Below are 25,540 nucleotides of genomic sequence, written 5' to 3' on the forward strand. Positions count from 1 at the left end.
CCCGAGGATCAGGCCTCGCTGGCCTTTTCCTCGCTGATCGCGGCCTGGGCAGCGGCCAGACGGGCGATCGGCACGCGATACGGCGAGCAGGAGACATAATCCAGCCCGGCCTTGTGGCAGAAGCGCACCGACGACGGGTCGCCGCCATGCTCGCCGCAGATGCCGAGCTTGATGTCCTTGCGCGCACCGCGACCGCGCTGGGCCGCGATTTTCACCAGTTCGCCGACGCCCGACTGGTCGATGCTGACGAACGGATCGCGCTCGAAGATGCCGGCCTTGAGGTAGTCTTCCATGAACAGCGCTGAGTCATCGCGGCTGATACCGAGCGTGGTCTGGGTCAGGTCATTGGTGCCGAAGGAGAAGAATTCGGCCGTCTCGGCGATCTCCGCAGCGCGCAGGGCGGCGCGCGGCAGTTCGATCATGGTGCCGACCAGATACTTCACTTTCTTGCCTTGCTCTTTGAACACAGCAGCGGCAACGGCATCGACCCGCCCCTTCAGGATATCGATCTCGGCCTTGGTGGCGACCAGCGGGATCATCACTTCCGGCTCGACCGGCTTGCCGCCGGCCTTGGAGACCTGCACCGCCGCCTCGAAAATGGCGCGCGCCTGCATCTCGTAGATTTCCGGATAGCTGATGCCGAGGCGGCAGCCGCGATGGCCCAGCATCGGGTTGGTCTCTTCCAGGGCCTTCTTGCGTTCCTTCAGCGCAGCCACGCTCAGACCCGTGCCCTTGGCGACGGCATCGAAATCGGCCTCGGTCTTGGGTAGGAATTCATGCAGCGGCGGATCAAGCAGGCGGATCGTCACCGGACGACCGGCCATGATCTTGAACAACTGGACGAAGTCGTCACGCTGCATGGGCAGGATCTTGGCCAGTGCCTTCTTCCGGCCTTCGACGTTGTCCGACAGGATCATTTCGCGGACGGCCGTGATACGATCGGCATCGAAGAACATATGCTCGGTGCGGCACAGGCCGATGCCTTCGCAGCCGAAGCGCACGGCGGTTTCCGCATCGGCCGGGGTTTCGGCATTGGTGCGGACCTTCAGCTTGCGCAGCTTGTCGGCCCAGGCCATCAGCTGGCCAAAATCGCCAGAGAGCTGCGGCTCGATCATCGGCATCAGGCCGAGGATCACCTCGCCGGTCGAGCCGTCGATGGTGATCACGTCGCCCTTGCTGACGACCAGGTCGCCGATGGTCATGCGGCCGGCGTTGTAATCGATGCGCAGGCTGCCGGCGCCCGAGACGCAGGGCCGGCCCATGCCGCGCGCCACCACGGCGGCATGGCTGGTGGTGCCGCCACGCGCGGTGAGGATGCCCTTGGCAGCATGCATGCCGTGGATGTCTTCCGGCGAGGTCTCAACGCGGCAGAGGATTACGGCCTCGCCCTTGTGGGCCATCTGTTCGGCCTCGTCGGCCAGGAAGACCACCTTGCCCGACGCCGCGCCCGGGGAGGCAGCCAGACCCTTGGCAATCACCTTGCGCTCGGCCTTAGGGTCGGGCGTCGGGTGCAGCAGCTGGTCCAGCGAGGCCGGGTCGATGCGGTCGACCGCCTCGGCCTGGGAAATCAGCTTTTCCTTCACCATGTCGACGGCGATCTTGATCGCGGCCTTGGCGGTGCGCTTGCCCGAGCGGGTCTGCAGCATCCACAGCTTGCCCTGCTGGACCGTGAACTCGATGTCCTGCATGTCGCGATAGTGCTTTTCCAGCTTCTGGAACACCGCCACCAGCTGCTTGAACGTAGCCGGCATCGACTCTTCCATCGATGGCAGCTCGTTGCCGACGGCCAGGCGGGCCGACTTGGTGAGCTGCTGCGGCGTGCGGATGCCGGCGACCACGTCCTCGCCCTGGGCATTGATCAGGTATTCGCCGTAATAGGTCTTTTCGCCGGTCGAGGGATCGCGCGTGAAGGCAACGCCGGTGCAGGAGGTATCGCCCATGTTGCCGAACACCATGGCCTGCACATTTACGGCCGTGCCCCAGGATTCGGGTATGTGGTGCAGGTTGCGGTAGGTGATGGCGCGCTGGTTCATCCAGCTGGAGAACACGGCGCCGATGGCGCCCCAGAGCTGGTCGCGCACATCCTGCGGGAAGGGCCGGCCCAGTTCCTGCTCCACCTTCTTCTTGTAGGCGGCCACGAGTTGCTTCCAGTCGGCGGCCTTCAGCTCGGTGTCGAGCACCAGGCCGTATTCCTCCTTGTGCATTTCGAGGATTTCTTCGAAATGCTCGTGGCCGACACCGAGCACGACGTCGGAATACATCTGGATGAAACGGCGATAGCTGTCCCAGGCGAAACGTTCGTTGCCCGACTGCTTGGCCAACGCCTCCACGGTAATGTCGTTGAGGCCGAGATTCAGCACGGTATCCATCATGCCCGGCATCGAGGCCCGGGCGCCCGAGCGCACCGAGACCAAGAGCGGCATCTTGGCATCGCCGAACTTGGCGCCGACCAGCTTCTCGACCCGGCTCAGCGCGGCATCGACCTGGCTGGCCAGTTCCTTGGGATACTTCTTGCCGCCCTTGTAATAGGCGGTGCAAACCTCGGTGGTGATGGTGAAGCCGGGCGGCACCGGCAGCCCGAGATTGGACATCTCGGCCAGATTGGCTCCCTTGCCGCCCAGAAGCTCGCGCATGTTGGCGCGGCCCTCGGCCTTACCGTCACCGAAGCTGTAGACCCACTTGCCCTTGACCGCAGCGACAGCCTTGGGCGCCGCCTTGCGGGCCGCAGCCTTCTTTTTCGCGACCGGCTTCTTCGCCGGCTTCCTGGCCTTCACGGCCTTGCGCGCTGCGGCGGCCTTTGGTTTGGCCTTGAGCTTGGTCTTGGCTTTCTTCTGCTTCGGCTTGGCCATAGCTCTGTCACCCCTCGATCTGGGAAAAGTCGGCGATACGATCCATGCTTCCGGCCACAGCCGAAAGCAAACTCAGGCGATTGCGCCGCACGGCGGCATCCTCGCTGTTCACGGTTACCTTGTCGAAGAAAACATCGACCGGCTGACGTAACCCCGCCAGCGTGGCGAGATAATGGCGGAATCCGCCTTCGTCCTGGATTTTTCCGGCGGCGCCGTCCAGTTCGGCGAGCGCAGCGACCAGCGCCCGCTCCTCGTCCCGCGTAACAAGGCTGCCTTCCACGGCGCCCAGCTTCAACTCGGGTGTCTTTTTCAGTTCGGCGCGCACGATGTTGTTGGCGCGGCGGTAGGCCGTCAGCAGGTTGCCGCCGTCAGCCTCGCTCAGGAAGCCGCGCAATGCATCCACCTTGGCAAGCACGCGCACCAGATCGTCATCTCCGCCTTTAGCGAAGACGGCGGCGATCAGATCGTGGCGAACGCCCTGTTCGCGCAGATGCACCTTCAGGCGGTCGACGAAGAACTGCATGAGTTCCTCGACCGCATTGCGCGATCCATCCGCCTGCACGATCTGCAGCGACAGCGCTGAGCGGAATAGCGGCCGCAAAGGCAGACTCAGCTTGTTTTCCAGCACCAGGCGGATCACGCCCAAGGCGGCACGGCGCAGGGCGAAGGGATCCTTCGAGCCGGTCGGCTTTTCGTCGATGGCGAAGAAGCCGGCCAGCACGTCGATCTTGTCGGCCAGGGCGACCGAAACGGCGACCGGGTCAGTCGGGCAGCGGTCGTTGGGCCCCTGCGGCGAATAATGCTGGGCAATCGCCTCGGCCACCGCCGGTTCCTCGCCGTCATGCAGCGCGTAATAACGCCCCATGATGCCCTGCAGCTCGGGGAATTCGCCGACCAGACCGGTGACCAGATCGGCCTTGGCCAGCTTGGCGGCGCGGCGTGCCAGCTTGGCATCGGCATGCAGCGCGGCTGCGATCTCGTAGGCCAGACGCTCCACGCGGTCGACCTTCTGCGCCACGGTACCAAGTTTGGCGTGGAACACGATGTCCTTCAGCGCCGGCAGACGGCTTTCCAGCGTCTGCTTGCGATCCTGATCCCAGAAAAACTTGGCATCCGACAGGCGCGCGGCCAGCACGCGCTCGTTGCCGGCAATCACCTGCTTGCCGCCGTCGTCGGTCAGCGTATTGGCAACGATTACGAACCGCGGCGCCAGCTGGCCGTCCTTGGTATTCAGTGCGAAATACTTCTGGTGGGCGCGCATGGTGGTGGTCAGCACCTCGCGCGGCACGTCCATGAATTGCTGCGGAATGCGGCCCAGCAGGACCACCGGCTGTTCGACCAGGCCGGTCACTTCGTCGGCCAGACCGGGATCGTCCACCAGCACCAGTCCCTCATTGGCGGCGGCGAAGCTGGCATCCTTCAGCACAGCAGCGCGGCGCACGGCAAAATCGGGCTCGACATAGGCCGCGCGCAGGCGGCGCAGGTAATCGGCGGCATCGCGTACGGCAAAGCGTTCCGGCGCCTGGAAGCGGTGGCCGGCCGTGCCATCGCCGGCCGTGAGATGGCCGAACTTGAGAGGCACGATCTCGCCCTCGAACAGGCAGAGAATGGAGTGCAGGGGGCGTACCCAGCGCAGGCCATGGTCGCCCCACCGCATCGACTTCGGCCAAGGCAACTGCGCCAGCGCCTCGGGCAGAATCCGCAACAGAGCATCTTTGGTTGCTTCGCCCGGCCGCTCGATCACGGCGAACCAGAATTCGCCCTTGCCGGTATCTCGCTTTTCGCACTGGTCCAGCGAGGTCAGGCCGGCACCGCGCAAGAAGCCCTGCACGGCGGCATCGGGCGAACCGACGCGCGGCCCCTTCTTTTCCTCGCGCACGTCCGCCTGCATGCGTGGCAGGCCCTTGACCACCAGCGCCAGACGACGTGGCGTGACGTAGGAGCTGATGCTCTCGACGTTGAGCGCGGCCTTCTTCAGGCCCTCGCCCACAAGACGCGCCAGATCCTCGGCAGCACGCTGCTGCATGCGCGCGGGAATCTCTTCCGAATGCAATTCGAGCAGAAGTTCGCCGAGCATCTCAGGCGCCCTCAACCACGTTGTGCCCGCGCGACTTCAGCCACTGGGCACAGCAGGCCTTGGCCAGGGCGCGCACGCGGCCGATATAGGCGGCGCGTTCTGTCACGCTGATCACGCCGCGCGCATCCAGCAGATTGAAGGTATGGCTGGCCTTCATGCACTGATCATAGGCCGGCAGGGCCAGTCCCTGCGCGATCAGGGCATGGCACTCTTTTTCCACGTCGACAAAACGGCGGAAGAGCTGCTCGGTGTCGGCATGCTCGAAATTGTAGGCCGAGAATTCGCGTTCGGCCTGGTGGAAGACCTCGCCGTATTTCACCCCGCGGCCGTTGAAATCAAGGTCGTAGACGTTGTCCTTGCCCTGCACATACATCGCCAGGCGTTCCAGGCCATAGGTGATCTCGGCCGAGACCGGATCGCAGTCGAAGCCGCCGACCTGCTGGAAATAGGTGAACTGCGTCACTTCCATGCCGTCGCACCAGACTTCCCAGCCCAATCCCCAGGCGCCCAGCGTCGGGCTCTCCCAGTCATCCTCGACGAAGCGGATATCATGCCGCTTGGGATCGATCCCAAGCGCCTTCAGCGAGCCCAGATACAAATCCAGCACATTGGCCGGGCTTGGCTTCAGGATGACCTGGAACTGGTAGTAATGCTGCAGGCGATTGGGATTGTCGCCATAGCGGCCGTCCTTGGGGCGGCGCGAGGGCTGCACATAGGCGGCGTTCCAGGGTTCGGGTCCGAGCGCGCGCAGCGTGGTGGCCGGATGAAAGGTACCCGCCCCCACTTCCATGTCATAGGGCTGCAGCAGCAGGCAGCCCTGTCGCGCCCAGTAGGTCTGCAGCGTGAGAATCAGGTCCTGGAACGACGAAGCCGCGGCGATTCCGGTGGGCGCCATCGTAGGATCCTCTGCGCTCTCGCCTTGTGCGTTGGGGGTGGTCGAAAATCGGGCGGACCTTAACCACCGACCGCCATGGGGTCAAGCCATTGAGCCCCCGGACTTAAGGCCAAAATAAGCCGTGAAAAACCCGCTCCGGCGCTAATTCTGCGCCGGCGGATAGGGGCAATCGGCGCGGCCGCAGGATTTGGCCGTTCCGGCGCCGACATAGGCACCGCAGACCGGGCAGGCGGCCAGATCCTCAGCCTGGGCCGGCGGGGGTTTTACTTGCGGCGGCGGGGCCGGCGGGGCGACAGGCGGCTTGGGCCTGTTGACGTAGCGAAAGCCGTACCAGACGGCGGCAATCACCAGGATCAGCAGAAGAAATTTGAGCATCAGGGGGCTGAAACCGAAACGGGCTGAATCGCGCGGCCGGGCGCCGCTATGGCAGAATATAGTGGGGCCTGCGGGAGAAAGCCGCAAGTTTGCCGCATCAGGCGGGAAAAGCCGCTCCCTTGCGCAGCACGGCATCGACTTCCGGGAAGTAACCGCCATCCGGCCGGTGCAGCAGCACACCCGGGTCGATGGTCAGGGGCGTCTTGCTGCCCTTGATCGCCCGCAAGATCACCCGTTTCGCCGGCTGTCCGGCCTTCGACCAGAGCGGAATCACCCGAATCGCCCCGGCCTTCGGACTGAGGGCTGCCAGCAGGTCGGCCAGGCGGTCGGCCTTGTGGACCAGGGTCAGCATGCCACCCGGCCGGGCATGTCGGAGCATCGCGGCGATCCAATGCGCCAGGTCGGCCTCGCCCGATTCCGAGCGGGCGGCGGCACGGCCGGCATGGGGCGAGGCGCGGTGGCGCTGGCTGTTGAAATACGGCGGGTTGGCGAAGACATGATCGTAGCTGTTCGGCGTGATGCCGGCTATTCTTCTGCGGACATCCCCAACCACGGCATTCAGGCGTTCTGCCATCCCGTTCGCCGCGATGTTCCGGGTGCAGAGCGCAACCAGGTCTGGTTGCAGTTCGATGCCATCGATGATGGCGCCGGGCACGCGCGCGGCCAGACAGAGCATGCCCACGCCGCTGCCGCTGCCCAGTTCCAGCACCCGTTGACCCGTTCTCGCCGGCACAGCGGCAGCGAGCATGACGGCGTCAGCGCTGGCACGCTGCCCCCTGCGCGGCTGTTCCAGTCGAACCAGGCCGCCCAGCAGGGCATCGCGGGTGATTTCGGTATCGTGCATGTGATCGTCAACAATGACTTAACAGGGGGCAGCGCTTGACCGTCTCGGCCATCCCACTATGCTCCAGCCAGAGCGCCAAACACAATCACGGGCCGAGTTCACGCGATGCAGACGGCATCCATATCCCAGTTCGACAGCCGGCCGGCGGCCAAACCCGCGCCCAGCATCGAGCCGCTGCGCGCCCTGGTTGCCAACGACATGGATGCGGTAAACCGCGAGATCATCGCCCGCATGGCCAGCGACGTCAGCCTGATCCCCGAATTGGCCAGCCACCTGATCGCCGCCGGCGGAAAGCGTATCCGCCCCCTTCTGACGCTCGGCGCCGCCAGGCTGTGCGGCTACGGCAGCGACAAGCATGTGCTGCTGGCCGCCTGCGTCGAATTCATCCATACCGCCACCCTGCTGCACGATGACGTGGTCGACGAAAGCGACCGGCGTCGCGGCAACGCAACTGCAAACGTGCTTTGGGGTAACCAGCCTTCCGTGCTGGTGGGCGATTTCCTCTTTACCCGGGCCTTCCAGCTGATGGTCGAAACCGGCTCGCTGGAGGTGCTGCGCATCCTGGCCGGAGCCTCGTCGGAGATCGCCGAGGGCGAAGTGCTGCAATTGGTCATCGCCAACGACATGACATCGGGCGAAGCCGAGTATCTGAAAGTCATCAAGGCCAAGACAGCGGCCCTGTTCGCCGCCGCCTGCCGCGTTGGCGCCGTGATCGCTGACCGCCCCCTGGCCGAGGCACAGGCACTGGACGATTTCGGCCATAATCTGGGTATCGCCTTCCAGCTCGTGGACGATGCGCTGGATTATGCTTCCGACGGGGCGACGCTGGGCAAGAATACCGGCGATGACTTCCGCGAAGGCAAGATCACCCTGCCGGTGCTGCTGGCCTTCGCCAAAGGGAACGAGGCCGAGAAGGATTTCTGGCGCCGTGTGATCGAGCGGCCGGAGGAGCAGGCCGAGGCCGACTGGCAGCAGGCTCTGGCCTATATGGAACGCCACGGCGCCATCCAGGAGACCCTGGCCCGGGCTCGCCATTACGGCCAGAAGGCCCACCAGGCCCTCGGGCTTTTTGCCCCCGGCGCCGTGCGCGATGCCATGGCCGAGGCGGTCGACTTCGCCATCGAGCGCGCCCTCTAACTGCCTGATTGCGCAGACAATCGGCCGATCATCGATTTATCGGGATTGATCCGGGATTCACCGGCCGGGCCGCTTGCGGGGCGGTCGCCCAGGCGCTATACAGGCGCCCGCGCCGGTGTCGGAGTGTAGCTCAGCCTGGTAGAGCACTAGCTTCGGGAGCTAGGGGCCGGAGGTTCGAATCCTCTCACTCCGACCAGCGCGCCTGTCCCGCAAAACCTCGTTGCCCCCTGCTCCGCATCATTCCGTGATCAGCGGTGGTATGGGCGCGCGCTTCATGGTTTCGCGCCACAGGATATACAGCCCGCTGGCCACCACGATGGCACAACCGATCCAGGTCTGCGCATCGGGAAAATCGCTCCAGACATACCAGCCAAACAACACCGACCACAGCAGGTGCGTGTAATCGAAGGGAGCGACCACCGCCGCCGGGGCCAGGCTGTAGGCCCGCGTCATGAACAGTTGCGCAGCGCCGCCGAACAACCCCACGCCCAGCAGCAGCGGCAAGTCGCGCCAGGCCGGCGTGACCCAGACGAATGGCAGGGCCAGCGCGGTGGCGATGGTGCAGAAGGCGGTGAAATAAAACGCTATTGCCGTGGATGGCTCGGTGCTGCTCAGCTTGCGGATCTGGATCATTGCCAGTGCGTACAGCAGGGTGGCGCCAACCACCAGCAGGGCGCCGCTTTGCAGCATGCCCACCCCCGGCCGCACGATGACCAGCATGCCGAGGAACCCCACCACGATGGCCGACCAGCGATGCAGGCCGACCCGTTCGCCCAGAAACCAGACCGAAAGGCAGGCGATGAAGATCGGGCCGGAAAAGGAGATCGCCGTCACGTCGGCCAGCGGCATGAACTGGTAGGCCGAGAAGAAGCCGAACATGGCGGCAAGGCCGAAGCCCGATCGCAAAGCATGCGCGCCGAGCCGGCGGGTGCGCAGCACCATGACCCCGCCCGGACCCCGCATGACCAGCCACAGGATCGGGATCAAAGCGCATAGGCTGCGGAAAAACATGATCTGCAGCACCGGATATGCGGCCGTGAGCCATTTCACCAGCGCGTCCATGCAGCCGAACAGCGATACAGCGAGAATCATGAAGCCGATGCCGCGCGGGGCTTGCGACAGGGCGGCGGATGGCGGAAGGACGGACATGGATACCGGGCGATGGCGAGCGTTATGGCCTGTTGTGCCATGCCCGCCCGCCGATTGCACCTAGCCGATCATGCGGCCATAAAAAACCGCAGCCGACCAATGGCCGGCTGCGGCATGGGGCAGAACGCGGTTTCAGCTGCCGTAATTGACAGGCCCGGCAATCATGACGAAGCGGCCCTTCTGCACCTGGAACAGAAAGCTTTCATCAGAGCCCTGGCGCTTATCGGGGCCGTAACTGACCACCGGACCGCCGAAGATGTCGCGATAGCCCTTGATGCTTTCCATCGCCGTGATCAGCTTGTCGGTGGTCAGGTCTTTGCCGGCGCGTTCCAGGGCGAAGATCAACTGGTCCATCAGCGCATGCCCGTAAACGGCGCCGATATTCGGGTCGCTGCCGTATTTGGCCTTGTAACGGTCCATCCACGCCACCACAGTCGGGGTTGCCGTGTCACGATACGGCAGAATCGTCCCCGCCATGGTATAAAGGCCTTCGGTGGCGCCGCCCGGCGCACCGGCCACGATCTGGTCGTAATTTGCCGACTGGCCGAGGAAATCGACATTCCAGCCCATCTTCCGCGCCGTGCCATACGGCACGATGGCATCGCGGATGATAGTGCCCATCACCACCAGGTCACAGTTTGCCGCCCGCAGCTTGGTGATCTGCGCCGTGAAGTCCGTGTCTGCCGGCTTGTTGGTTGCGGTTTCCACCAGTGGCAGGTTCAGTGCCTTGGTCTGGTCCTGTACGGCCTCCAGGATTTCCTTGCCGAAATCGGTGTCCTGGTACAGCGTGCAGATCCGCTTGCTGCCCTTGTTCGCAACCATCCACTTGATTCCCGCACGGATCTGGTCGTAATAGGTCGAGCCGCCGGCGAATTTCAGCCGATGAAACGGAAGATACATCTGCCGGGCCGCCGTGATCGGGAAAAAGTTCGGGACACCCGCCTTCAACTGGTCGGGCAGAACCGCATTGTTCATCGGCGTACCCAGCGCGCCGGCCATCAGGAAGATGTTGTCGCGGTTGATCAGCTTGTTCGCGGCCTGCACCGCGCGCGGGACCTGGTACTGGTTGTCCTCCACGATCAGGCGGATCTTGCGGCCATGCACGCCGCCCTGCGCATTGACTTCGTCGATGCGCATGCGCATCGCATTGGCTGAATTGACGCCGTAGGATGCCGCCACTCCACTAAGGTCGGTGTGCATACCGATCACGATTTCGGTCTTCGTGACGCCGCGAACATTGGATGCCTGCGCGAACGCGCCGGCCGCGGCGGTAATGACAATGGTCGACGCTGCGACCGCGAGTACAGATACCCTACGCATGCTGACCTCCCCATGGGCTTGTTATTGTTCTACGGCCAAAGTCTAGCCGGGAAACAAAACCCGTCGCAGCGCAAAGTTACGTTACGTCAATCTTGCTGACCTATCTGTTGCAGCGCAAAAAAAGAGACGCCCGCGGCAATCGCCGCGGGCGTCCTGCCGACCGGAGCCGGAAACCGACGGCTCAGTATTTCAGCGGGCCGGCGATCTGCACGAAGCGGCCCTTCTGAATCTGGAAGAACAGCACCTCGGTGGTGCCCTGATGCTTCTGCGGACCGAAGCTGATCACCGGACCGCCGAAAATGTCGCGGTAGCCGCTGATGCCTTCCAGCCCCTTCAGGAACTTCTCGGTGGTGACGTCCTTGCCGGCGCGGTCCAGCGCCGTGATGATCAGGTCCGCGATGTTGTGGCCATAGACGGCGCCGATATTGGGATCGCTGCCATACTTGGCCTTATAGGCGTCCCACCAGGCGGCAACCGCGCCCGTGGCCGTGTCGCGATATGGCATCACGGTGCCGGCACCGACATACAGCCCTTCCGTGGAGCCGCCCGGAGCGGAGGCAACGATCTGATCGAAGCTGGCCGACTGGGCGACGAAGTCGACATCATTCCAGCCCATCTTGCGGGCGGTGGCATAGGGCACGATGGCGTCGCGCACGATGGAGCCCATCGCTACCAGGTCGCAGCCGGCCGCGCGCAGCTTGGTGATCTGCGCGGTGAAGTCGGTCGCGATCGGCGTGTTGGTGGCGGTTTCCACCACCTGCATGTTCATCGCCTTGGCCTGATCCTGCGTGGCTTCCAGGATCTCCTTGCCAAAGTCGGTATCCTGATACAGCGTGCAGATCTTCTTGCGGCCATTCTTCTCGACCAGATATTTGATGCCCGCCCGGATATGGTCGTAATAGCTGGAGAAGGTCTGGAACTTCAGCTCATGGAACGGTTCGGCCATCGACCGGGCGGCGGTCAGCGGCGCCAGATTGGGTACGCCGGCCTTGAACTGCTCAGGGAACACCGCATTGTTCATCGGCGTGCCCAGCGCGCCGGCCATCAGGAAAATCTTGTCACGGTTGATCAGCTTGTTCGCCGCCTGCACCGCACGCGGAACCTGATACTGATGATCCTCCACGACAAGGCGGATCTTACGGCCATGCACGCCGCCCTGCGCGTTGATCTCGTCGAATTTCAGCCGCATGGCGTTGGACGAACTGACGCCATAGGACGCTGCCGGCCCGCTGAGGTCGGTATGCATGCCAATGACGATTTCGGTCCTGGTGACGCCACGCACGCTTTGCGCCTGCGCCGCATGAGCGACAAGGCCGGTGGCCGCCAGCGCGGCCATGATGGTGAGACTGCTCTTACGCATCTTCGGTTTTCCTCCTCTAGGCAGGCTTCTGCACTACGCGTTTCCCCTTCCGCGGCGACCGCTGGCGCGGCTATGCCCCGGCATACATCTCCTCGATCAGAGGCTTGTATTTCTCGTTCACGAACTTGCGTTTCAGCTTCATGGTCGGCGTCAGCTCGTCATCTTCGGCCGTAAGCTGCTGATCGATCAGGCGGAACTTCTTGATCGTCTCCACCCGGGCGAAATTCTTGTTCACCTTTTCGATCTCCTGCCAGATCAGCTCCTGCACTTCCTTGGCCCGGCACAGCGAAGCGAAATTGGTGAAAGGCACATTCAGATCCTGGGCGTATTTCACCACGTTGTCATGATCGATCATGATCAGGCAGGTGAGAAACTTGCGGCGATCGCCGATCACCACGGCATCTGAGATGTAGGGGCTGAATTTCAGCTGGTTCTCGATCTCGGACGGCGTGATGTTCTTGCCGCCGGCGGTGATGATGATGTCCTTCATCCGGTCGGTGATGCGATACCAGCCCTCGTTGTCGACGCTGCCGACATCGCCGGTATGCAGCCAGCCGTCGACGATGGTCTCGGCGGTCTTGGTGGGGTTGTTGAGATACCCCATGAAGACATGGGGGCCTTTAAGCAGAATTTCGCCTTCGGGGCTCAGCTTCACCTGCGTGTTTGGCACGGCCTGGCCGATGCTTCCCAGCTTGACCCGGCCTTCCGGCGGCGAGGTAGCCAGCCCGACATTCTCGGTCTGGCCATAGACCTCGCGCATGTCCTTGCCCAGCGCGAGATACCATTTGATCAGATCGGGGGAAATCGGCGCCGCCCCGGTGACCAGCCATTTGCAACGGTCGATACCGATGATGCGCTTGATGTTGCGCAACACCAGGTGGTTCGCGAACCAGAACGCGACCTTGAGCCCCAGCGACGGATCCTGGCCTTCCAGCTTGGCCTCGGCAATGCGATAGCCGATGCCGATGGCCAGCTTGTAGGCCAGCTTGCCGAAGCCGGTGGCATCCTTCATGCGGATGGCAATGCCGGAATAGAATTTCTCCCACAGGCGCGGCACGGCGAAGAATACCGTCGGCTGCACCTCCTGCAGGTTCTGCGCCACGGTCTCCGGGCTTTCGGCGAAGTTCACCGTCGAGCCGGAACGGATCGGCCATAGCAGGGTGAATCCACGCTCGGCGATATGGCAGAGCGGCAGGAAGCTGAGCTGCTCGTCCTCTTCCATCTGCTCCAGCAACCGGCCGGCATTCTCCATCTGGAACAGCAGGTTACGATGACTGATCATGGCGCCTTTGGGCGCGCCGGTGGTGCCGGACGTATAGATCAGGATCGCCAGGTCTTCCGGCCGGCCGAGCTTGAGCTGCTCGTCCCAGAAACCCGGGTTGGCCTTTTCGAAATTGCTGCCCTGCGCGAGAAGGTCATCAAAAGAGATGACCATCGGATCCTGGAAATCCGACAGTCCCTCCATATCGATGACGACGACCTTCTTCAGTGTCGGGCAGCGATCGCGCACTTCGAGGATCTTGTCGAGCTGCTCCTCGTTTTCGGCAATGTAGACCACTGTGCGGCTGTCATTGACGATATATTCCACCTGCTTGGCGGAGTCGGTCGTGTAGATGCCGTTGGTGACGCCGCCGATGCCCTGCGTGCCCAGATCGGCATAGAGCCATTGCGGGTTACCTTCGGAGATGATCGAGACCACTTCGCCGCGCTTCAGCCCCAGGGAGGCGAGACCGAGGCCGGCATGCTTCACATTCTCCCCATACTGCCGCCAAGTGATCGAACCCCAGATGCCGAGATTTTTCTCGCGCATCGCGACCTTGTCGCCCCGCTCGGCGACCTTGCGCCAGAAATAGCGTGGCAACGTGTCGCGCTCGATGATTTCGAGGATATCGGAGTCGACTTCCACGCCGGTCTTGCCGTCGACTGCCTTGCTGATCTTTGTCTTTGCCATGGCGGTCCTCCCAAACCGGCGCCTGTCCATACTATCAGGCTAGCGCCAGGTTTTGCGTTTTTTCCAGCGTCGCTTGCCGCGCACGCCCTGTTCCTTCATGCCGAGATAGAATTCCTTGATGTCTTCCTTCTCGAGCAGTTTGGCGCAGGTATCGGCCATCACGATGCGGCCAACCTCGAGCACATAGCCGTAATGCGCAGCATGCAGCGCCACATTGGCATTCTGCTCGACCAGCAGGATCGTGGTCTTCTGTTCCGCATTGATGCGAACGATGATCTCGAAGATTTCCTTCACCAGCTTGGGAGACAGGCCAAGCGACGGCTCGTCCAGCAGAAGCAGCTTGGGCCGTCCCATCAGGGCGCGACCGATTGCCAGCATCTGCTGCTCACCGCCCGACATCGAGCCGGCCGGCTGGTTCTCGCGCTCCTTCAGGCGCGGGAAATAGCCATAAACCATCTCCATGTCCTTGGCGATGCCGTCCGCATCGCTGCGGGTATAGGCCCCCATCATCAGGTTTTCCTTCACCGTCAGGAACGGGAAGGTCTCGCGACCTTCGGGCACATGCCCGATGCCCAGCCGCATCACCTTGTCGGGATCCATTTTCTGGATTTCCCGGCCATCGAAGACGACACTGCCCTTCTGCGGGTCCATGACGCCGGATATGGTCTTCAGGATGGTGGTTTTGCCGGCGCCGTTGGCGCCCAGCACCGTGACAATGGCACCACGCGGCACTTCCAGGCTGACGCCCCGGATGGCCATGATGGGACCATAAAAGGTCTCGATGTTGCTCAGGCGCAGAATGACATCGCTCTGGGTCTGCTCGGTCACGGGCTCAGCCTCCCAGGTAGGCTTTGATGACTTCAGGATGGCTCTGCACTTCTTGCGGCGTGCCCAGCGCGAGCACGCGGCCGTAGTTCAGCGCCAGCACACGGTCCGACACTTCGTTCACCAGACCCATGTCGTGTTCGACCATCAGCACGGTGATGCCGAGATCGTTCTTGATATCCTGAATCCACCAGGCCATGTCCTCGGTTTCTTCGGTATTGAGCCCCGAGGATGGTTCGTCGAGCAGCAGCAGCTTGGGCTCGCTGCACAGCGCGCGGGCCAGTTCCACCACCTTGCGCGCGCCGTAGGGCAGATTGACGATGTAGGTGTCGCGGTAATGCTGCAGGTCGAGGAAGTCGATCACATGCTCGACCTTCTCGCGATGCGCCAGTTCGCGCTGGCGCACCCCGGGCAGGAACAGCAGATCGGCCAACGGATTGCCGCCGCGATGGGCATGGCGCCCCAGCAGCAGGTTCTGCAGCACGGTGGCATGCTCGAACAGCTCGATATTCTGGAAGGTGCGCGCAATGCCAAGGCTGGCGATCTCGTGCGGGGGTACCTCGGTGATGTCCCGCCCCTCGAAATGCAGCCTGCCTTCCGTGGGACTGTAGATACGGCTGATCAGGTTGAACACCGTGGTCTTGCCGGCGCCGTTCGGGCCGATGATGGTGAAAACTTGGCCCTTCTCGACAGCGAAGCTGACGCCGTCGACCGCCTTGATGCCGCCGAAGTTGATGGCGATGTTGTCTGCCTGGAACAGCGTCACCGGAAGCGCTCCGACTTGGTGTAGGTCTTCTGTCGCTTGAACGTCGCCTTCTTGTAGAGCGGGAACAGCGAGAAATAGAGCTTGATCTTGAGCCAGCGGCCGTAGATGCCGAGCGGCTCGAACAGGATGAAGAAGACCAGGATGATACCGAACAGGCCTGGCTCAAGCCCGGGCTGGCGTGAGATGCCCTCGGGCAGATAGTCGCGCAGGATGGCGATCAGCTGCGGCAGCGAGCCGACGAAGATCGCACCGAAGATCGCACCATGGATCGACCCCAGGCCGCCCACCACCACCATCAGCAGGAGCTGGATCGAGAGCAGGATGTTGAAAGCATCCGGTGCCAGATAGCCGATCTTGTGAGCGAACAGCGTGCCGCCGAAACCGGTGAAGCCGGCCGACACGGCAAAAGCCAGCGTCTTGTAAGCCGCCAGGTTCACGCCCATGGATTGGGCGGCAATCTCGGAGTCGCGGATGGCGATGAAAGCCCGGCCAGTGGGCGAGCGCAGCAGGTTGAGAGCCACCAGCACGGCCAGGATCACGGCCGCGAGCGTAAGGTAGTAGAAGAAGCGATCGTCGACGATGTTGTAGCCAAAGATTTCCGGCCGCTCGACGGGGAAGCCCTTGAAGCCGCCGGTGACCGACTCCCAGCGGATCAGGATCTGCTCGATGATAAAGGCGAAGGCAAGGGTGGCAATGGCGAGATAAATGCCGGTCAGCCGCAGGGCCGGAAAGCCGATGATGGCCCCGATCGCCGCCGACAAGACGGTGGCGACAAACACCGAGACCACAAACGGCACTCCCAACCCTAGCAAGACGGCATGGGTATAGGCGCCGATGCCCAGGAAGGCGGCATGACCAAGCGAAACCTGGCCGGTATAGCCGGTCAGCAGCATCAGGCCGATGCCGACAATGGACAGAATGAAGACATAGGAGATCTCGCCCAGCCAGAAATCCTCCAGCATGAAGGGCGCCCCCAGCAGGGCCAGCAGCAGCAGGCCGTACCAGAACCTGTCCACATTGTCGCGGAACAGGTTGATGTCCTGATTGTAGTTGGTCTTGAAGAAGAAGCGCATCTGGTTAAGACCCCTACACCCGCTTGCGGCCGATATTGCCAAACAGGCCCTGCGGCCGCAGGAACAGCACGACCAGGATCACCACATAGGCGGCCACGTCCTTGAAGCCTTCCGGCAGGTAGATACCCGAGAACTGTTCGATCACGCCGATCACCAGACCGCCGATCACGGCACCGGGAATGGAGCCAAAACCGCCGAGCACCGCGGCGGCGAATGCCTTCAGGCCGAGCAGGCCGATGGTGACGTCGATCAGCGCCACCGGGGCCAGCAGAATGCCGGCAACAGCGGCGACGCCGGCGGAAATCGCCCAGATCAGCGAGAAAACCATCTTCACCGGAATGCCCATGTAATAAGCGGCAAGCTGGTTCTGCGAGGCCGCCTGCATGGCCACGCCGATGCGGGTATAGCGGAAGAAGGCATAGAGCGCGGCGCAAAGGATGGCGGTGCCCGCAACAATGGAGACGTTGACGTCGGCAATGACGAAACCGCCGGCCTTGGTGACGCCATCAGTGAACGGCGTGGCAAACGCCCGGGTCTCGGTACCCCAGATCATCGAGGCCGCGGCGCGGAAGATGAAGCCCAGACCGATGGTCAGCATCACCACGGCGAATTGCGGTTGGCCGATCACCTGCCGCAACACGATGGTATCGAGCAGATAACCGAACACGGCCATGAACAGCACGGCACCGAGGAAGGCGAGCCAGTAATTGAAGCCCATCATCTCGATCAGGGTGAAGGCCACAAAGGCGCCCAGCATCAGCAGGTCGCCCTGGGCGAAGTTCACCATTTCGGTGGCTTTGTAGATCAGCACGAAGCCGAGCGCGATCAGGCCGTAGATACAGCCTGCCGCCAACCCGTTCAGCAGCAACTGGACAATCTCAGACAGCTTGCCGTCCTCCCAAATTTTATTGCCGGCGATTCTTGGTGCCGCCCTGGCGTGGTGGCAGATTAAGGAAGCTGGGCTGTAACGGTCAATCGCTTTCATGCTCGGATGAACGCTAATCACTTGACGTAACGTCAATTTTCGCGAGGCTGCAGCTATGTCGGTCCCCTTTGTCAAAAGCCTGGACTTCAGCTATGGCGCCGTCGCGGAACTAAGCCCGTTGGTGCGCCGGGTGGTGGCCCACAACCCTTCCGCCTTCACCTTCCACGGCACCGGTACCTACATAGTCGGGCGCGGCAAGGTGGCCGTGATCGACCCCGGCCCGGCCGATCCGGCGCATATCGATGCCCTGACCAACGCCCTGCGCCACGAAACCGTCACCCATATTCTGGTCACCCACACCCATCGCGACCATTCACCCGGCACGGTGGAACTGCAGCGGCGCACCGGTGCGCCCAGCTTCGCCTTCGGTCCGCACCCCCTGCCCAAAGGCGCCCTGGCGGTCGAAGAAGGCGGCGACCACGATTTCCAGCCCGACGAGATCATGACCGATGGCGATACGCTGGACGGCCATGGCTGGACCCTGACCGCGCTGCATACCCCGGGGCACATATCCAATCACCTCTGCTTCAATCTGCGCGAGGAACAGGCGCTTTTTTCCGGCGACCACGTGATGGGGTGGTCCACCACCGTGATTTCGCCGCCCGACGGCAACATGACGGATTACTATGCCTCATTGCGCCGGCTGCTGCCGCGCGAGGAAGACCGTTACTACCCCACCCATGGCGCGCCGATCGACATGCACAGCACCGGCCTGAAGCCGCAGCGCTTCGTGCAGGCCCTGCTGCAGCACCGAGCTGGACGCGAGGAGCAGATCCTGCGCTGCCTCTCTGCCGCCCCCCAGACGATCCCGCAGATGGTGACAACGATGTATCACGACGTTCCGTCGTATCTCCATCCTGCGGCCGCCCGCTCGGTGCTGGCGCACCTTATCCACATGACAGAAGAAGGGCGGGTCGTCAGCGACGGCCCGCCCGATGGAAGCGCTGTCTATCGACTGCCCTGAGCCTTACGCGCCCGGCGTCGGCAGCTTGTGATCCTTGAACTGCTCGCGCAGCTTGGTCTTGAGCAGCTTTCCGGTCGCGGTGTGCGGCAGCTCGGTGACAAAAACGATATCGTCGGGCAGCCACCACTTGGCCACCTTGCCCTCCAGGAACGCCATCAGTTCTTCCTTGGTGGCATCCTGGCCGGCCTTCTTGATCACCAGCAGCAACGGCCGTTCCTGCCATTTGGCATGGAACACGCCGATCACGGCGGCTTCCTGCACGGCTGGATGGCCGACGGCGGCATTCTCGAGGTCGATCGAGGAGATCCACTCGCCACCCGACTTGATCACATCCTTGGCGCGGTCGGTGATCTGCATGTAACCGTCGGGGTCCAGCGTGGCGACATCGCCGGTGGTGAACCAGCCATCCTTGTCGAGTACGTTGCCGCCTTCACCCTTGAAATAGCCCGCGGTAATCCACGGGCCGCGCACCTTGACGTTGCCGAAAGCCTTGCCGTCCCGCGGCAGCTCGTTGCCATCGTCATCGGTAATCTTGATCTCAACCCCGTAAACGGTGCGCCCCTGCTTGGATTGCACATCCAGGCGTTTTTCCAGCGGCAGGTCGGCATGCTTCTTCAGCAGGTTGCCCGTTGTGCCCAGCGGCGACATCTCGGTCATGCCCCAGGCGTGAATGACAAAGCAGTTGAACTGCTTGGCGAAGCGCTCGATCATGGCGCGCGGCGCAGCCGAACCGCCGATCACGCAGCGCTCCAGCTTGATGTCAGCCTTGGTGTCGAGGCCCGGATTGGCGTCGACATGCTGGAAGAAGGCGAGCCAGACGGTCGGCACGCCGAGCGAGAAGTTGCATTTCTCGTCGCGCAGCAGTTCATACACGCTCTTGCCATCCAGCGCCGGGCCGGGGAAGACCAGCTTGGCACCGCTCATGCAGGCGCCGTAGGGCACACCCCAGGCATTGGCATGGAATAGCGGGACGATCACCAGAGCGCTGTCGGCCGAACCCAGATTCAGGCCGTCGCGCTGGCACACGGCATAGGAATGCAGGACGGTCGAGCGATGTGAATATAATACGCCCTTCGGATTGCCCGTGGTGCCCGAGGTGTAGCACAGCGACGAAGCCGTCTTCTCGTCGAATTGCGGCCAGTCGAATTCGGCGCTTTCCTTGCCGATCAGTTCTTCATAAACGAGCAGGTTGGGTATCTTGCAGTCGGCCGGCACATGCGCGCGGTCGCTCATCAGCACGAAGCCTTTCACCGTCTTGAGCTGCGGCGCCAGTTTTTCCACCAGCGGCGCGAAGGTGAGGTCGAAGAACAGGTATTGGTCCTCGGCGTGATTGACGATGTAGTCTATCTGCTCGGGGAACAGGCGCGGATTGACGGTATGCAGTACCGCACCCATGCCCGATACGCCGTAATAGAGCTCGAAATGGCGATAGGTATTCCAGGCCAGGGTACCGATACGTTCGCCCATCTTGACGCCCAGCTTCGTCAGGGCATTGGCCAATTGCTTGGAGCGGCGGCTCAGGTCGCGGTAGGTATAGCGGTGGATCGGGCCTTCGACGGTACGGGTCACGATCTCGGTATTGCCGTGATACAGCGCGGCAAACTCGATCAGCGACGAAATCAGCAACGGACGGTCCTGGATAAGGCCCTGCATGCGCTTCCTCCCATTCACAAAAAGCGGCGCGGTTATGATTGAGGCGGGCGCAGTCTAGGATCGGCGATTGCCGCCCGCAAGCCGGGGGAGCATCGCGGCGCACCCGCTTCCCTAGCGACAGCCGCGCGGAACAACCTGCGGTACGTTTCAGCGCCCCTTAAAGACCGGCTTGCGCTTGGCCAGAAACGCATCGCGCCCTTCGGCAAAATCCTCGCTGTTGAACAGCAGGGCCTGATTATCGGCCTCCAGTGCCAGCAGGCTTTCCAGGGATTGCGGCCCGCGGGCCAGCGCCGCCTTGGTGAAGGCCATTGGCAGGGGGGCCTGGGCGGCAAATCGCGCGGCCAGGGCGAGCGCCGCCTCCAACGCCCTGCCGGGCTGCACCGCCTGGTCGGCGAGGCCGATGCGTAGGGCCGTCTCGCCGTCGATTTCCTCGGCCAGCATCAGCAGACGCCGGGCCCAGCCAGCATCAACCCGCTGCGGCACGGTCCATAACGCGGCCATGTCTGGCATCAGGCCAACCTTGCCGAACGAGCAGCAGAATTTCGCGTCGCTTGCGGCCACCACCTGGTCGCAGAGCAACGCCAGCGACATGCCGGCGCCATAGGCATAGCCTTCCACGGCGGCGATCACCGGCTTGGGCCCAGCCACAAGCAGCCGCACAAGCCGGTGCAGGTTGGCCAGCCGCTGCCGGCCCGCCACGCCCTGGGTATTCTGCATCGACGAGATATCGCCACCGGCACAGAAGGTGCCGCCGTTGCCAGTCAGCACAATGGCGCGGACCGCCTCCTCGGCCATGGCAAGCTCAACGGCAGCCAGCAAGTCGGCCCGCAAAGGCAGCGACAGGGCATTGCGCTTGGCTGGGTAATTCAGACGGATAATGCGTATCGCGCCCTGCGAATCAGCTGGGGTTTCGCTCACAACCAATAGATCACTCGCCGCCATCACCGCTCCTCATCCACGAAAAGCCGCATAAATATGCATTTTCTGCATTTATATTGGCCATTTGTAATAAAATTGCGCGTCGCGATTTGCTCAGATTTTAGACAGGCTGACCAGTTCCAAGCAGGACTGTAACCAAAGAGCCACACTAAATTTTGACGGATGTCATCTTAGCCGAGAAGCGTTTGTTGCACAGGAACTTGTCTGCTTAATGTCGCCCCGGGTTTCGATAAATTTTTTGGGATTTCGGAGGTAAGCCCCCATGAACAAGTTCGTAATGCGCGCCGCTTTTGCGGCCCTAGCCCTGACTGCTGCCACCCCGGCCATGGCCGAGGATCGTCTCAGCCTGACCCTGACGCCGGCGGTGGTGTCGGAATACTACTTCCGCGGCATCAGCCAGACCGACGGCCATCCAGCCTTCCAGCTCGGCGGCGAAGGCGCCTTCAAGATCAATGACACCTACACCGGCTATCTCGGTTTCTGGGGCAGCAACGTCGATTTCAACAACAGCGTCAGCGCCGAAACGGATCTGCTTGGCGGTTTCCGCGCCAGCTTCGACAAGCTGAGCCTGGATCTCGGCATGATCCGCTACATGTACTTGGATCAGCCAAGCAACAACGACACCTTCAACTTCACCGAAGTGAAGCTGACCGCGGCCTATGACTTCGGCTTCGCCATCCCGAGCGCCGGCATCTATTACAGCCCGAATTTCCAGCTCGACTCTGGCGACGCCACCTACCTGACCGCCGGCGTCACCGTGCCGCTGCCCGTCACCCAGTTCGAGCCGAAGATCATCGCCAACATCGGTCAGCAGACGATCGACAAGCCCGAAAACTTCTTCGGTACCGGTAACACTGACGACAAGTATCTCGACTGGAACATCGGCCTGTTCGCTTCCTACTGGGGCTTCACGGCCGGCCTGCAGTATGTCGACAGCGACCTGAAGAAGAGCCACTGCGCCAACGGTTCAAATTGCGGCCCTGCAGCGGTTGTCTCGCTCAGCTACGCCTACTCGTTCTGATCCGATCCTACCGGACGGCCTAACACAGCCGCCGCCATCTCCGGATGGCGGCGGTTTTTTATGCCCTAAACACGCTGATGCCGGCGATGCCGGCCATTGGCAGGCCACGCAGGCGCTGCATGTTCGCCTCATCGATGCCGCCCAGGGCATAGACGCCTAGATTGCCACTCTTGGCCTGCCGCGCCAGAGCGGCAAACCGCAGCACGCCAAGTCCGGCCGCGCCAGGATGGCTGGCGGTGGCAAAGACTGGCGAGACCAGCACCGCATCGATATCGGCCCGCACCGCCCGCGCCACCGCGCCGGCATCATGAGCCGCTGCTGTTACCAAGCAGAACTGTCGCCGCAGCCCAGCCGCCTGCGGCAGCAACCCCTGCGGCAGATGCACACCATCAGCGCCCAGAGCCCGGGCCAGCCGTGCATCGCCGGCCACCAAAAACAGCAAACCGCGCTGCCGGCACAGGAGCGCCATAGCGCGTCCCAGCGCCAGCCGCCGCTCGTAAGGCCATTCGTAATGGCGCAGGATCGCAGCGCCGCCTTTTGGCAGGCACCGCATCGCCGGCAATGGATCGGGCAGCCGCCGGGCGTCGGTAAGCAGGATACGCGGCGGGAACAGCCGGGGCTTTCGCCCGGGGATGCGGATTGGTAGCTTGCGGCCGTGTTGATTCATCGCCGCAGCCTGCCATGACCATACCGCCGCCGGAAGCCTCTCTCGCCGACCGCCTTGCCGCCGTACGGCATCAGATCGCGGAGGCCGCGGCTGAGGCTGCACGCGATCCGGCCGGCGTGACATTGATCGCCGTGGCCAAGACTTTCCCGGCCGAAGCGGTGGCCGAGGCGCTGGCCGCCGGCCAGCGCCATTTCGGCGAGAACCGCGTGCAGGAAGGCATGGCGAAATATCCCGCCCTGCGCGAGCGTCATCCCGATCTGGTGCTGCACCTGATCGGCCCGCTGCAGACCAACAAGGTGAAACAGGCGGTGGCACATTTCGATGTGATCCATACCGTCGACCGCGAAAGCCTGGCACAGGAACTGGCCAAGGAATTCGCCAAGACCGGCCGCCGCCTGCCCTGCTTCGTGCAGGTGAATACCGGCGAGGAACCGCAGAAGGCCGGCTGCGCACCGCGAGATGCCGATGCCTTTGTCGCCGCCTGCCGTGCGCTGGATCTGCCGGTGGTAGGCCTGATGTGCATTCCGCCGGCCGAAGAGGAACCGGCACCGCATTTCGCGCTCTTGAACAAGATCGCGAGACGCAACGGGCTTGATCAGCTCAGCATGGGGATGAGCGGCGATTTCGACACGGCGGTGATGCTGGGCGCCACCCATGTGCGCGTGGGCAGCGCGATTTTCGGCGGCCGCAGCTACGCGCCGGCCGCCTGAACAACTCAGTTCTTCTTCGTGGTGCCACCCGAAGCGAGCGTGACCTTGTCGCCGGCGATCACGAAGGTCACCGAGCCATCGCTGGTCTTGTAGCTCCACTGCTCCAGCGGGCCGAGCTTCTGGATCTCGGTCGGACGGCCCAATGCCTTTTCCAATTCGGCCTTGGTGCCGGCCTTCTCGGCCTTGCGCAGGGCCTCGTCGGTCGTGGGCGGGCCGCAGGCAATCAAAGCCAGAGGCAGAAGCAAGGCTAAAACAAAACGGGTCGGGCGGGCCATGTGGCAGGCTCCCTATGCAAAGAGGCTATGCCAGTAAAGCGGCCGGCCCGACCCGCGTAAAGCGGCGAATCGTACTTGACCGAACTCAGAACTGCAGCGGGGTCGCCTGCCGCACGCCGGGGATCGCCTTCACCTTGGCGGCAACATCGGCCGGGATCGGACCATCGACCTCCACCAGACAGATGGCCTCCTGGCCGCGCGCGGCACGGCCGAGGTGGAAGGTTGCGATATTGATGCCCGCATCGCCGAGCACGGTGCCCAGCCGCCCGATGAAGCCCGGCTTGTCCTCGTTGGTGACGTAAAGCATGTTCGGGCCGAGTTCGGCATCGATGTCGATGCCCTTGATCTCCACCACGCGCGGCTTCTTGTCGGCGAATAGCGTACCCGACAGATGCCGCACCTTGTCGGCATGGATGGTGACGCGCATCAGCGTGTGATAGTCGCCCTCGCGATCATGCTTGACCTCGGAAACCTCGATATTGCGTTCCTTGGCCACCAGCGGCGCATTGACCATGTTGACGCTGCTCAACTGGCGGCGCAGCAATCCCTCCAGCACAATGGCGGTGAGCGGGCGCGTGTTCAGTGTCGCCACATGGCCTTCATACTCGATCATCACCTTGGTCAGATTGGCCTCCGCCAATTGGCCAACGAAACTGCCAAGCTGTTCGGCCAGCTTCATGTAGGGCTTCAGCTTCGGCGCGTCCTCGGCCGAAACCGAGGGCATGTTCAGCGCGTTGGTGACGGCGCCCGAAATCAGGTAATCGGAAATCTGCTCGGCCACCTGCAGGGCGACATTCTCCTGCGCCTCATTGGTCGAGGCGCCAAGATGCGGCGTGGCAATGAAGCGTTCGTGGCCGAACAGCACGTTCTCTTTGGCCGGCTCGGTGACGAACACGTCAAAGGCCGCACCCGCCACATGGCCGCTATCCAGAGCCGCCTTCAGGTCGGTTTCGTTGACCAGGCCGCCGCGGGCACAGTTGACGATGCGCACGCCCTTCTTGCACTTGGCCAGCGCCTTGGCATCCAGGATGTTCTTGGTCTGCTCGGTCAGCGGTGTGTGCAGGCTGATGAAATCGGCACGAGCCAGCAGCTCGTCAAGCTCGACCTTCTCGATCCCCAGCGCGGTGGCGCGCTCGGGCGTCAGGAACGGATCGTAGCCCACCACGCGCATCTTCAGGCCCTGGGCCCGGTCGGCGACGATGGAGCCGATGTTGCCGCAACCGATCAGGCCCAGCGTCTTGCCATACAACTCGACGCCCATGAAACGGTTCTTTTCCCACTTGCCGGCCTGGGTGGAGCGGTCGGCCTGCGGAATTTCGCGGGCCAGCGCCATCATCATGGCCACGGCATGCTCGGCTGTGGTGATCGAATTGCCGAACGGCGTGTTCATCACGCAGACGCCGCGCGCGGTGGCGGCCGGGATGTCGACATTGTCGACGCCGATGCCGGCGCGGCCGACGACCTTCAGGTTTTTCGCCGCTTCCAGCACCTTGGCGGTGACCTTGGTGGCTGAGCGGATCGCCAGGCCATCGTACTCGCCGATGATGGCGAGCAGTTCCTCGGGCTTCAGCCCCGTCTTGATATCGACCTGTACGCCGCGCGACTTGAAGATGTCGACGGCGGCGGGGCTCAGTTCGTCGGAAATCAGAACCTTGACCATGGATATAGTCCTCGAATTTCGGATGGAGGAAAACGGGCGCCGCTT

General features: G+C 63.0%; 22 protein-coding genes and 1 tRNA gene. 5 read left to right on the forward strand and 18 right to left on the reverse strand.

The features are described from left to right. Positions 1-8 precede the first annotated feature (8 nt). From ppdK to ACK4FK_RS15145, 5 genes are all read right to left on the reverse strand, one after another. The gene (ppdK, locus tag ACK4FK_RS15125; RefSeq protein WP_409746085.1) at positions 9-2,633 is read right to left on the reverse strand and encodes a pyruvate, phosphate dikinase; all 2,625 of its coding nucleotides are present in this window, start codon (positions 2,631-2,633) and stop codon (positions 9-11) included. Positions 2,634-2,856: 223 nt separating this feature from the next. Further along, positions 2,857-4,926: a glycine--tRNA ligase subunit beta gene (glyS, locus tag ACK4FK_RS15130; RefSeq protein ID WP_409745946.1), complete on the reverse strand. Its 2,070-nt coding sequence runs from the start codon at positions 4,924-4,926 to the stop codon at positions 2,857-2,859. A gap of 1 nt (position 4,927) precedes the next feature. After that, positions 4,928-5,806, reverse strand: coding sequence for a glycine--tRNA ligase subunit alpha (locus tag ACK4FK_RS15135; RefSeq protein WP_409746086.1), 879 nt, complete (start codon positions 5,804-5,806; stop codon positions 4,928-4,930). A 156-nt stretch (positions 5,807-5,962) separates the two neighbouring features. After that, complete coding sequence (locus tag ACK4FK_RS15140) at positions 5,963-6,196, reverse strand: hypothetical protein (RefSeq protein ID WP_409745948.1); 234 nt, start codon at positions 6,194-6,196, stop codon at positions 5,963-5,965. Between the two features lie 97 nt (positions 6,197-6,293). Continuing rightward, entirely contained in the window at positions 6,294-7,040 is a 747-nt protein-coding gene (locus ACK4FK_RS15145) for a tRNA1(Val) (adenine(37)-N6)-methyltransferase (RefSeq protein ID WP_409745950.1), read from the reverse strand. A gap of 105 nt (positions 7,041-7,145) precedes the next feature. On the opposite strand from ACK4FK_RS15145, the gene ACK4FK_RS15150 reads away from it, so the two are divergent. Both ACK4FK_RS15150 and ACK4FK_RS15155 read left to right on the forward strand, forming a co-directional pair. Then, positions 7,146-8,177: a polyprenyl synthetase family protein gene (locus tag ACK4FK_RS15150; RefSeq protein WP_409745952.1), complete on the forward strand. Its 1,032-nt coding sequence runs from the start codon at positions 7,146-7,148 to the stop codon at positions 8,175-8,177. Positions 8,178-8,296: 119 nt separating this feature from the next. Further along, positions 8,297-8,373 (forward strand) — tRNA-Pro (locus tag ACK4FK_RS15155). 41 nt (positions 8,374-8,414) lie between these two features. On the opposite strand, the gene ACK4FK_RS15160 is transcribed toward ACK4FK_RS15155, so the two are convergent. The 8 genes from ACK4FK_RS15160 to ACK4FK_RS15195 form a co-directional block, all read right to left on the reverse strand. After that, complete coding sequence (locus ACK4FK_RS15160) at positions 8,415-9,326, reverse strand: DMT family transporter (protein ID WP_409745954.1); 912 nt, start codon at positions 9,324-9,326, stop codon at positions 8,415-8,417. Positions 9,327-9,458: 132 nt separating this feature from the next. Continuing rightward, complete coding sequence (locus ACK4FK_RS15165; RefSeq protein WP_409745956.1) at positions 9,459-10,646, reverse strand: ABC transporter substrate-binding protein; 1,188 nt, start codon at positions 10,644-10,646, stop codon at positions 9,459-9,461. A 181-nt stretch (positions 10,647-10,827) separates the two neighbouring features. After that, positions 10,828-12,006 carry an ABC transporter substrate-binding protein gene (locus ACK4FK_RS15170; RefSeq protein WP_409745958.1) on the reverse strand — a complete coding sequence of 393 codons (1,179 nt, stop codon included), beginning with the start codon at positions 12,004-12,006 and terminating at the stop codon, positions 10,828-10,830. Between the two features lie 70 nt (positions 12,007-12,076). Beyond that, positions 12,077-13,957 (reverse strand): AMP-dependent synthetase/ligase, encoded by a 1,881-nt coding sequence (locus ACK4FK_RS15175; RefSeq protein ID WP_409745960.1) that lies wholly within the window; start codon positions 13,955-13,957, stop codon positions 12,077-12,079. 39 nt (positions 13,958-13,996) lie between these two features. Further along, on the reverse strand, positions 13,997-14,785 hold the full coding sequence (locus tag ACK4FK_RS15180; RefSeq protein ID WP_409745962.1) for an ABC transporter ATP-binding protein: 789 nt from the start codon (positions 14,783-14,785) through the stop codon (positions 13,997-13,999). A gap of 4 nt (positions 14,786-14,789) precedes the next feature. After that, entirely contained in the window at positions 14,790-15,548 is a 759-nt protein-coding gene (locus tag ACK4FK_RS15185) for an ABC transporter ATP-binding protein (RefSeq protein WP_409745964.1), read from the reverse strand. After that, positions 15,545-16,621 (reverse strand): branched-chain amino acid ABC transporter permease, encoded by a 1,077-nt coding sequence (locus ACK4FK_RS15190; RefSeq protein WP_409745966.1) that lies wholly within the window; start codon positions 16,619-16,621, stop codon positions 15,545-15,547. The genes ACK4FK_RS15185 and ACK4FK_RS15190 overlap by 4 nt, the downstream gene beginning before the upstream one ends. A 13-nt stretch (positions 16,622-16,634) precedes the next feature. Then, entirely contained in the window at positions 16,635-17,489 is an 855-nt protein-coding gene (locus ACK4FK_RS15195) for a branched-chain amino acid ABC transporter permease (RefSeq protein ID WP_409745968.1), read from the reverse strand. A 172-nt stretch (positions 17,490-17,661) separates the two neighbouring features. On the opposite strand from ACK4FK_RS15195, the gene ACK4FK_RS15200 reads away from it, so the two are divergent. Continuing rightward, positions 17,662-18,570, forward strand: a complete 909-nt coding sequence (locus ACK4FK_RS15200; RefSeq protein ID WP_409745969.1) for an MBL fold metallo-hydrolase — start codon at positions 17,662-17,664, stop codon at positions 18,568-18,570. 3 nt (positions 18,571-18,573) lie between these two features. Here the strand turns inward: ACK4FK_RS15200 and ACK4FK_RS15205 are convergent, their stop codons facing one another. Beyond that, positions 18,574-20,223, reverse strand: a complete 1,650-nt coding sequence (locus ACK4FK_RS15205) for a 3-(methylthio)propionyl-CoA ligase (protein ID WP_409745971.1) — start codon at positions 20,221-20,223, stop codon at positions 18,574-18,576. A gap of 147 nt (positions 20,224-20,370) precedes the next feature. Then, a complete protein-coding gene (locus tag ACK4FK_RS15210; protein WP_409745973.1) occupies positions 20,371-21,141 on the reverse strand; it encodes an enoyl-CoA hydratase/isomerase family protein in 771 nt (256 codons plus the stop codon). A 283-nt stretch (positions 21,142-21,424) separates the two neighbouring features. On the opposite strand from ACK4FK_RS15210, the gene ACK4FK_RS15215 reads away from it, so the two are divergent. Further along, entirely contained in the window at positions 21,425-22,183 is a 759-nt protein-coding gene (locus ACK4FK_RS15215; protein WP_409745975.1) for a TorF family putative porin, read from the forward strand. A 58-nt stretch (positions 22,184-22,241) separates the two neighbouring features. Here ACK4FK_RS15215 and ACK4FK_RS15220 read toward each other — a convergent pair whose 3' ends face one another. Continuing rightward, complete coding sequence (locus tag ACK4FK_RS15220) at positions 22,242-22,850, reverse strand: thiamine phosphate synthase (protein WP_409745977.1); 609 nt, start codon at positions 22,848-22,850, stop codon at positions 22,242-22,244. A gap of 14 nt (positions 22,851-22,864) precedes the next feature. On the opposite strand from ACK4FK_RS15220, the gene ACK4FK_RS15225 reads away from it, so the two are divergent. After that, positions 22,865-23,560 carry a YggS family pyridoxal phosphate-dependent enzyme gene (locus tag ACK4FK_RS15225; RefSeq protein WP_409745979.1) on the forward strand — a complete coding sequence of 232 codons (696 nt, stop codon included), beginning with the start codon at positions 22,865-22,867 and terminating at the stop codon, positions 23,558-23,560. Between the two features lie 5 nt (positions 23,561-23,565). Here ACK4FK_RS15225 and ACK4FK_RS15230 read toward each other — a convergent pair whose 3' ends face one another. After that, positions 23,566-23,835, reverse strand: a complete 270-nt coding sequence (locus ACK4FK_RS15230) for a hypothetical protein (RefSeq protein WP_409745981.1) — start codon at positions 23,833-23,835, stop codon at positions 23,566-23,568. Positions 23,836-23,920: 85 nt separating this feature from the next. After that, the gene (gene serA, locus ACK4FK_RS15235) at positions 23,921-25,495 is read right to left on the reverse strand and encodes a phosphoglycerate dehydrogenase (RefSeq protein WP_409745982.1); all 1,575 of its coding nucleotides are present in this window, start codon (positions 25,493-25,495) and stop codon (positions 23,921-23,923) included. Positions 25,496-25,540 lie beyond the last annotated feature (45 nt).

Source organism: Ferrovibrio sp. (genome assembly GCF_046297895.1).
Lineage (GTDB): Bacteria > Pseudomonadota > Alphaproteobacteria > Ferrovibrionales > Ferrovibrionaceae > Ferrovibrio.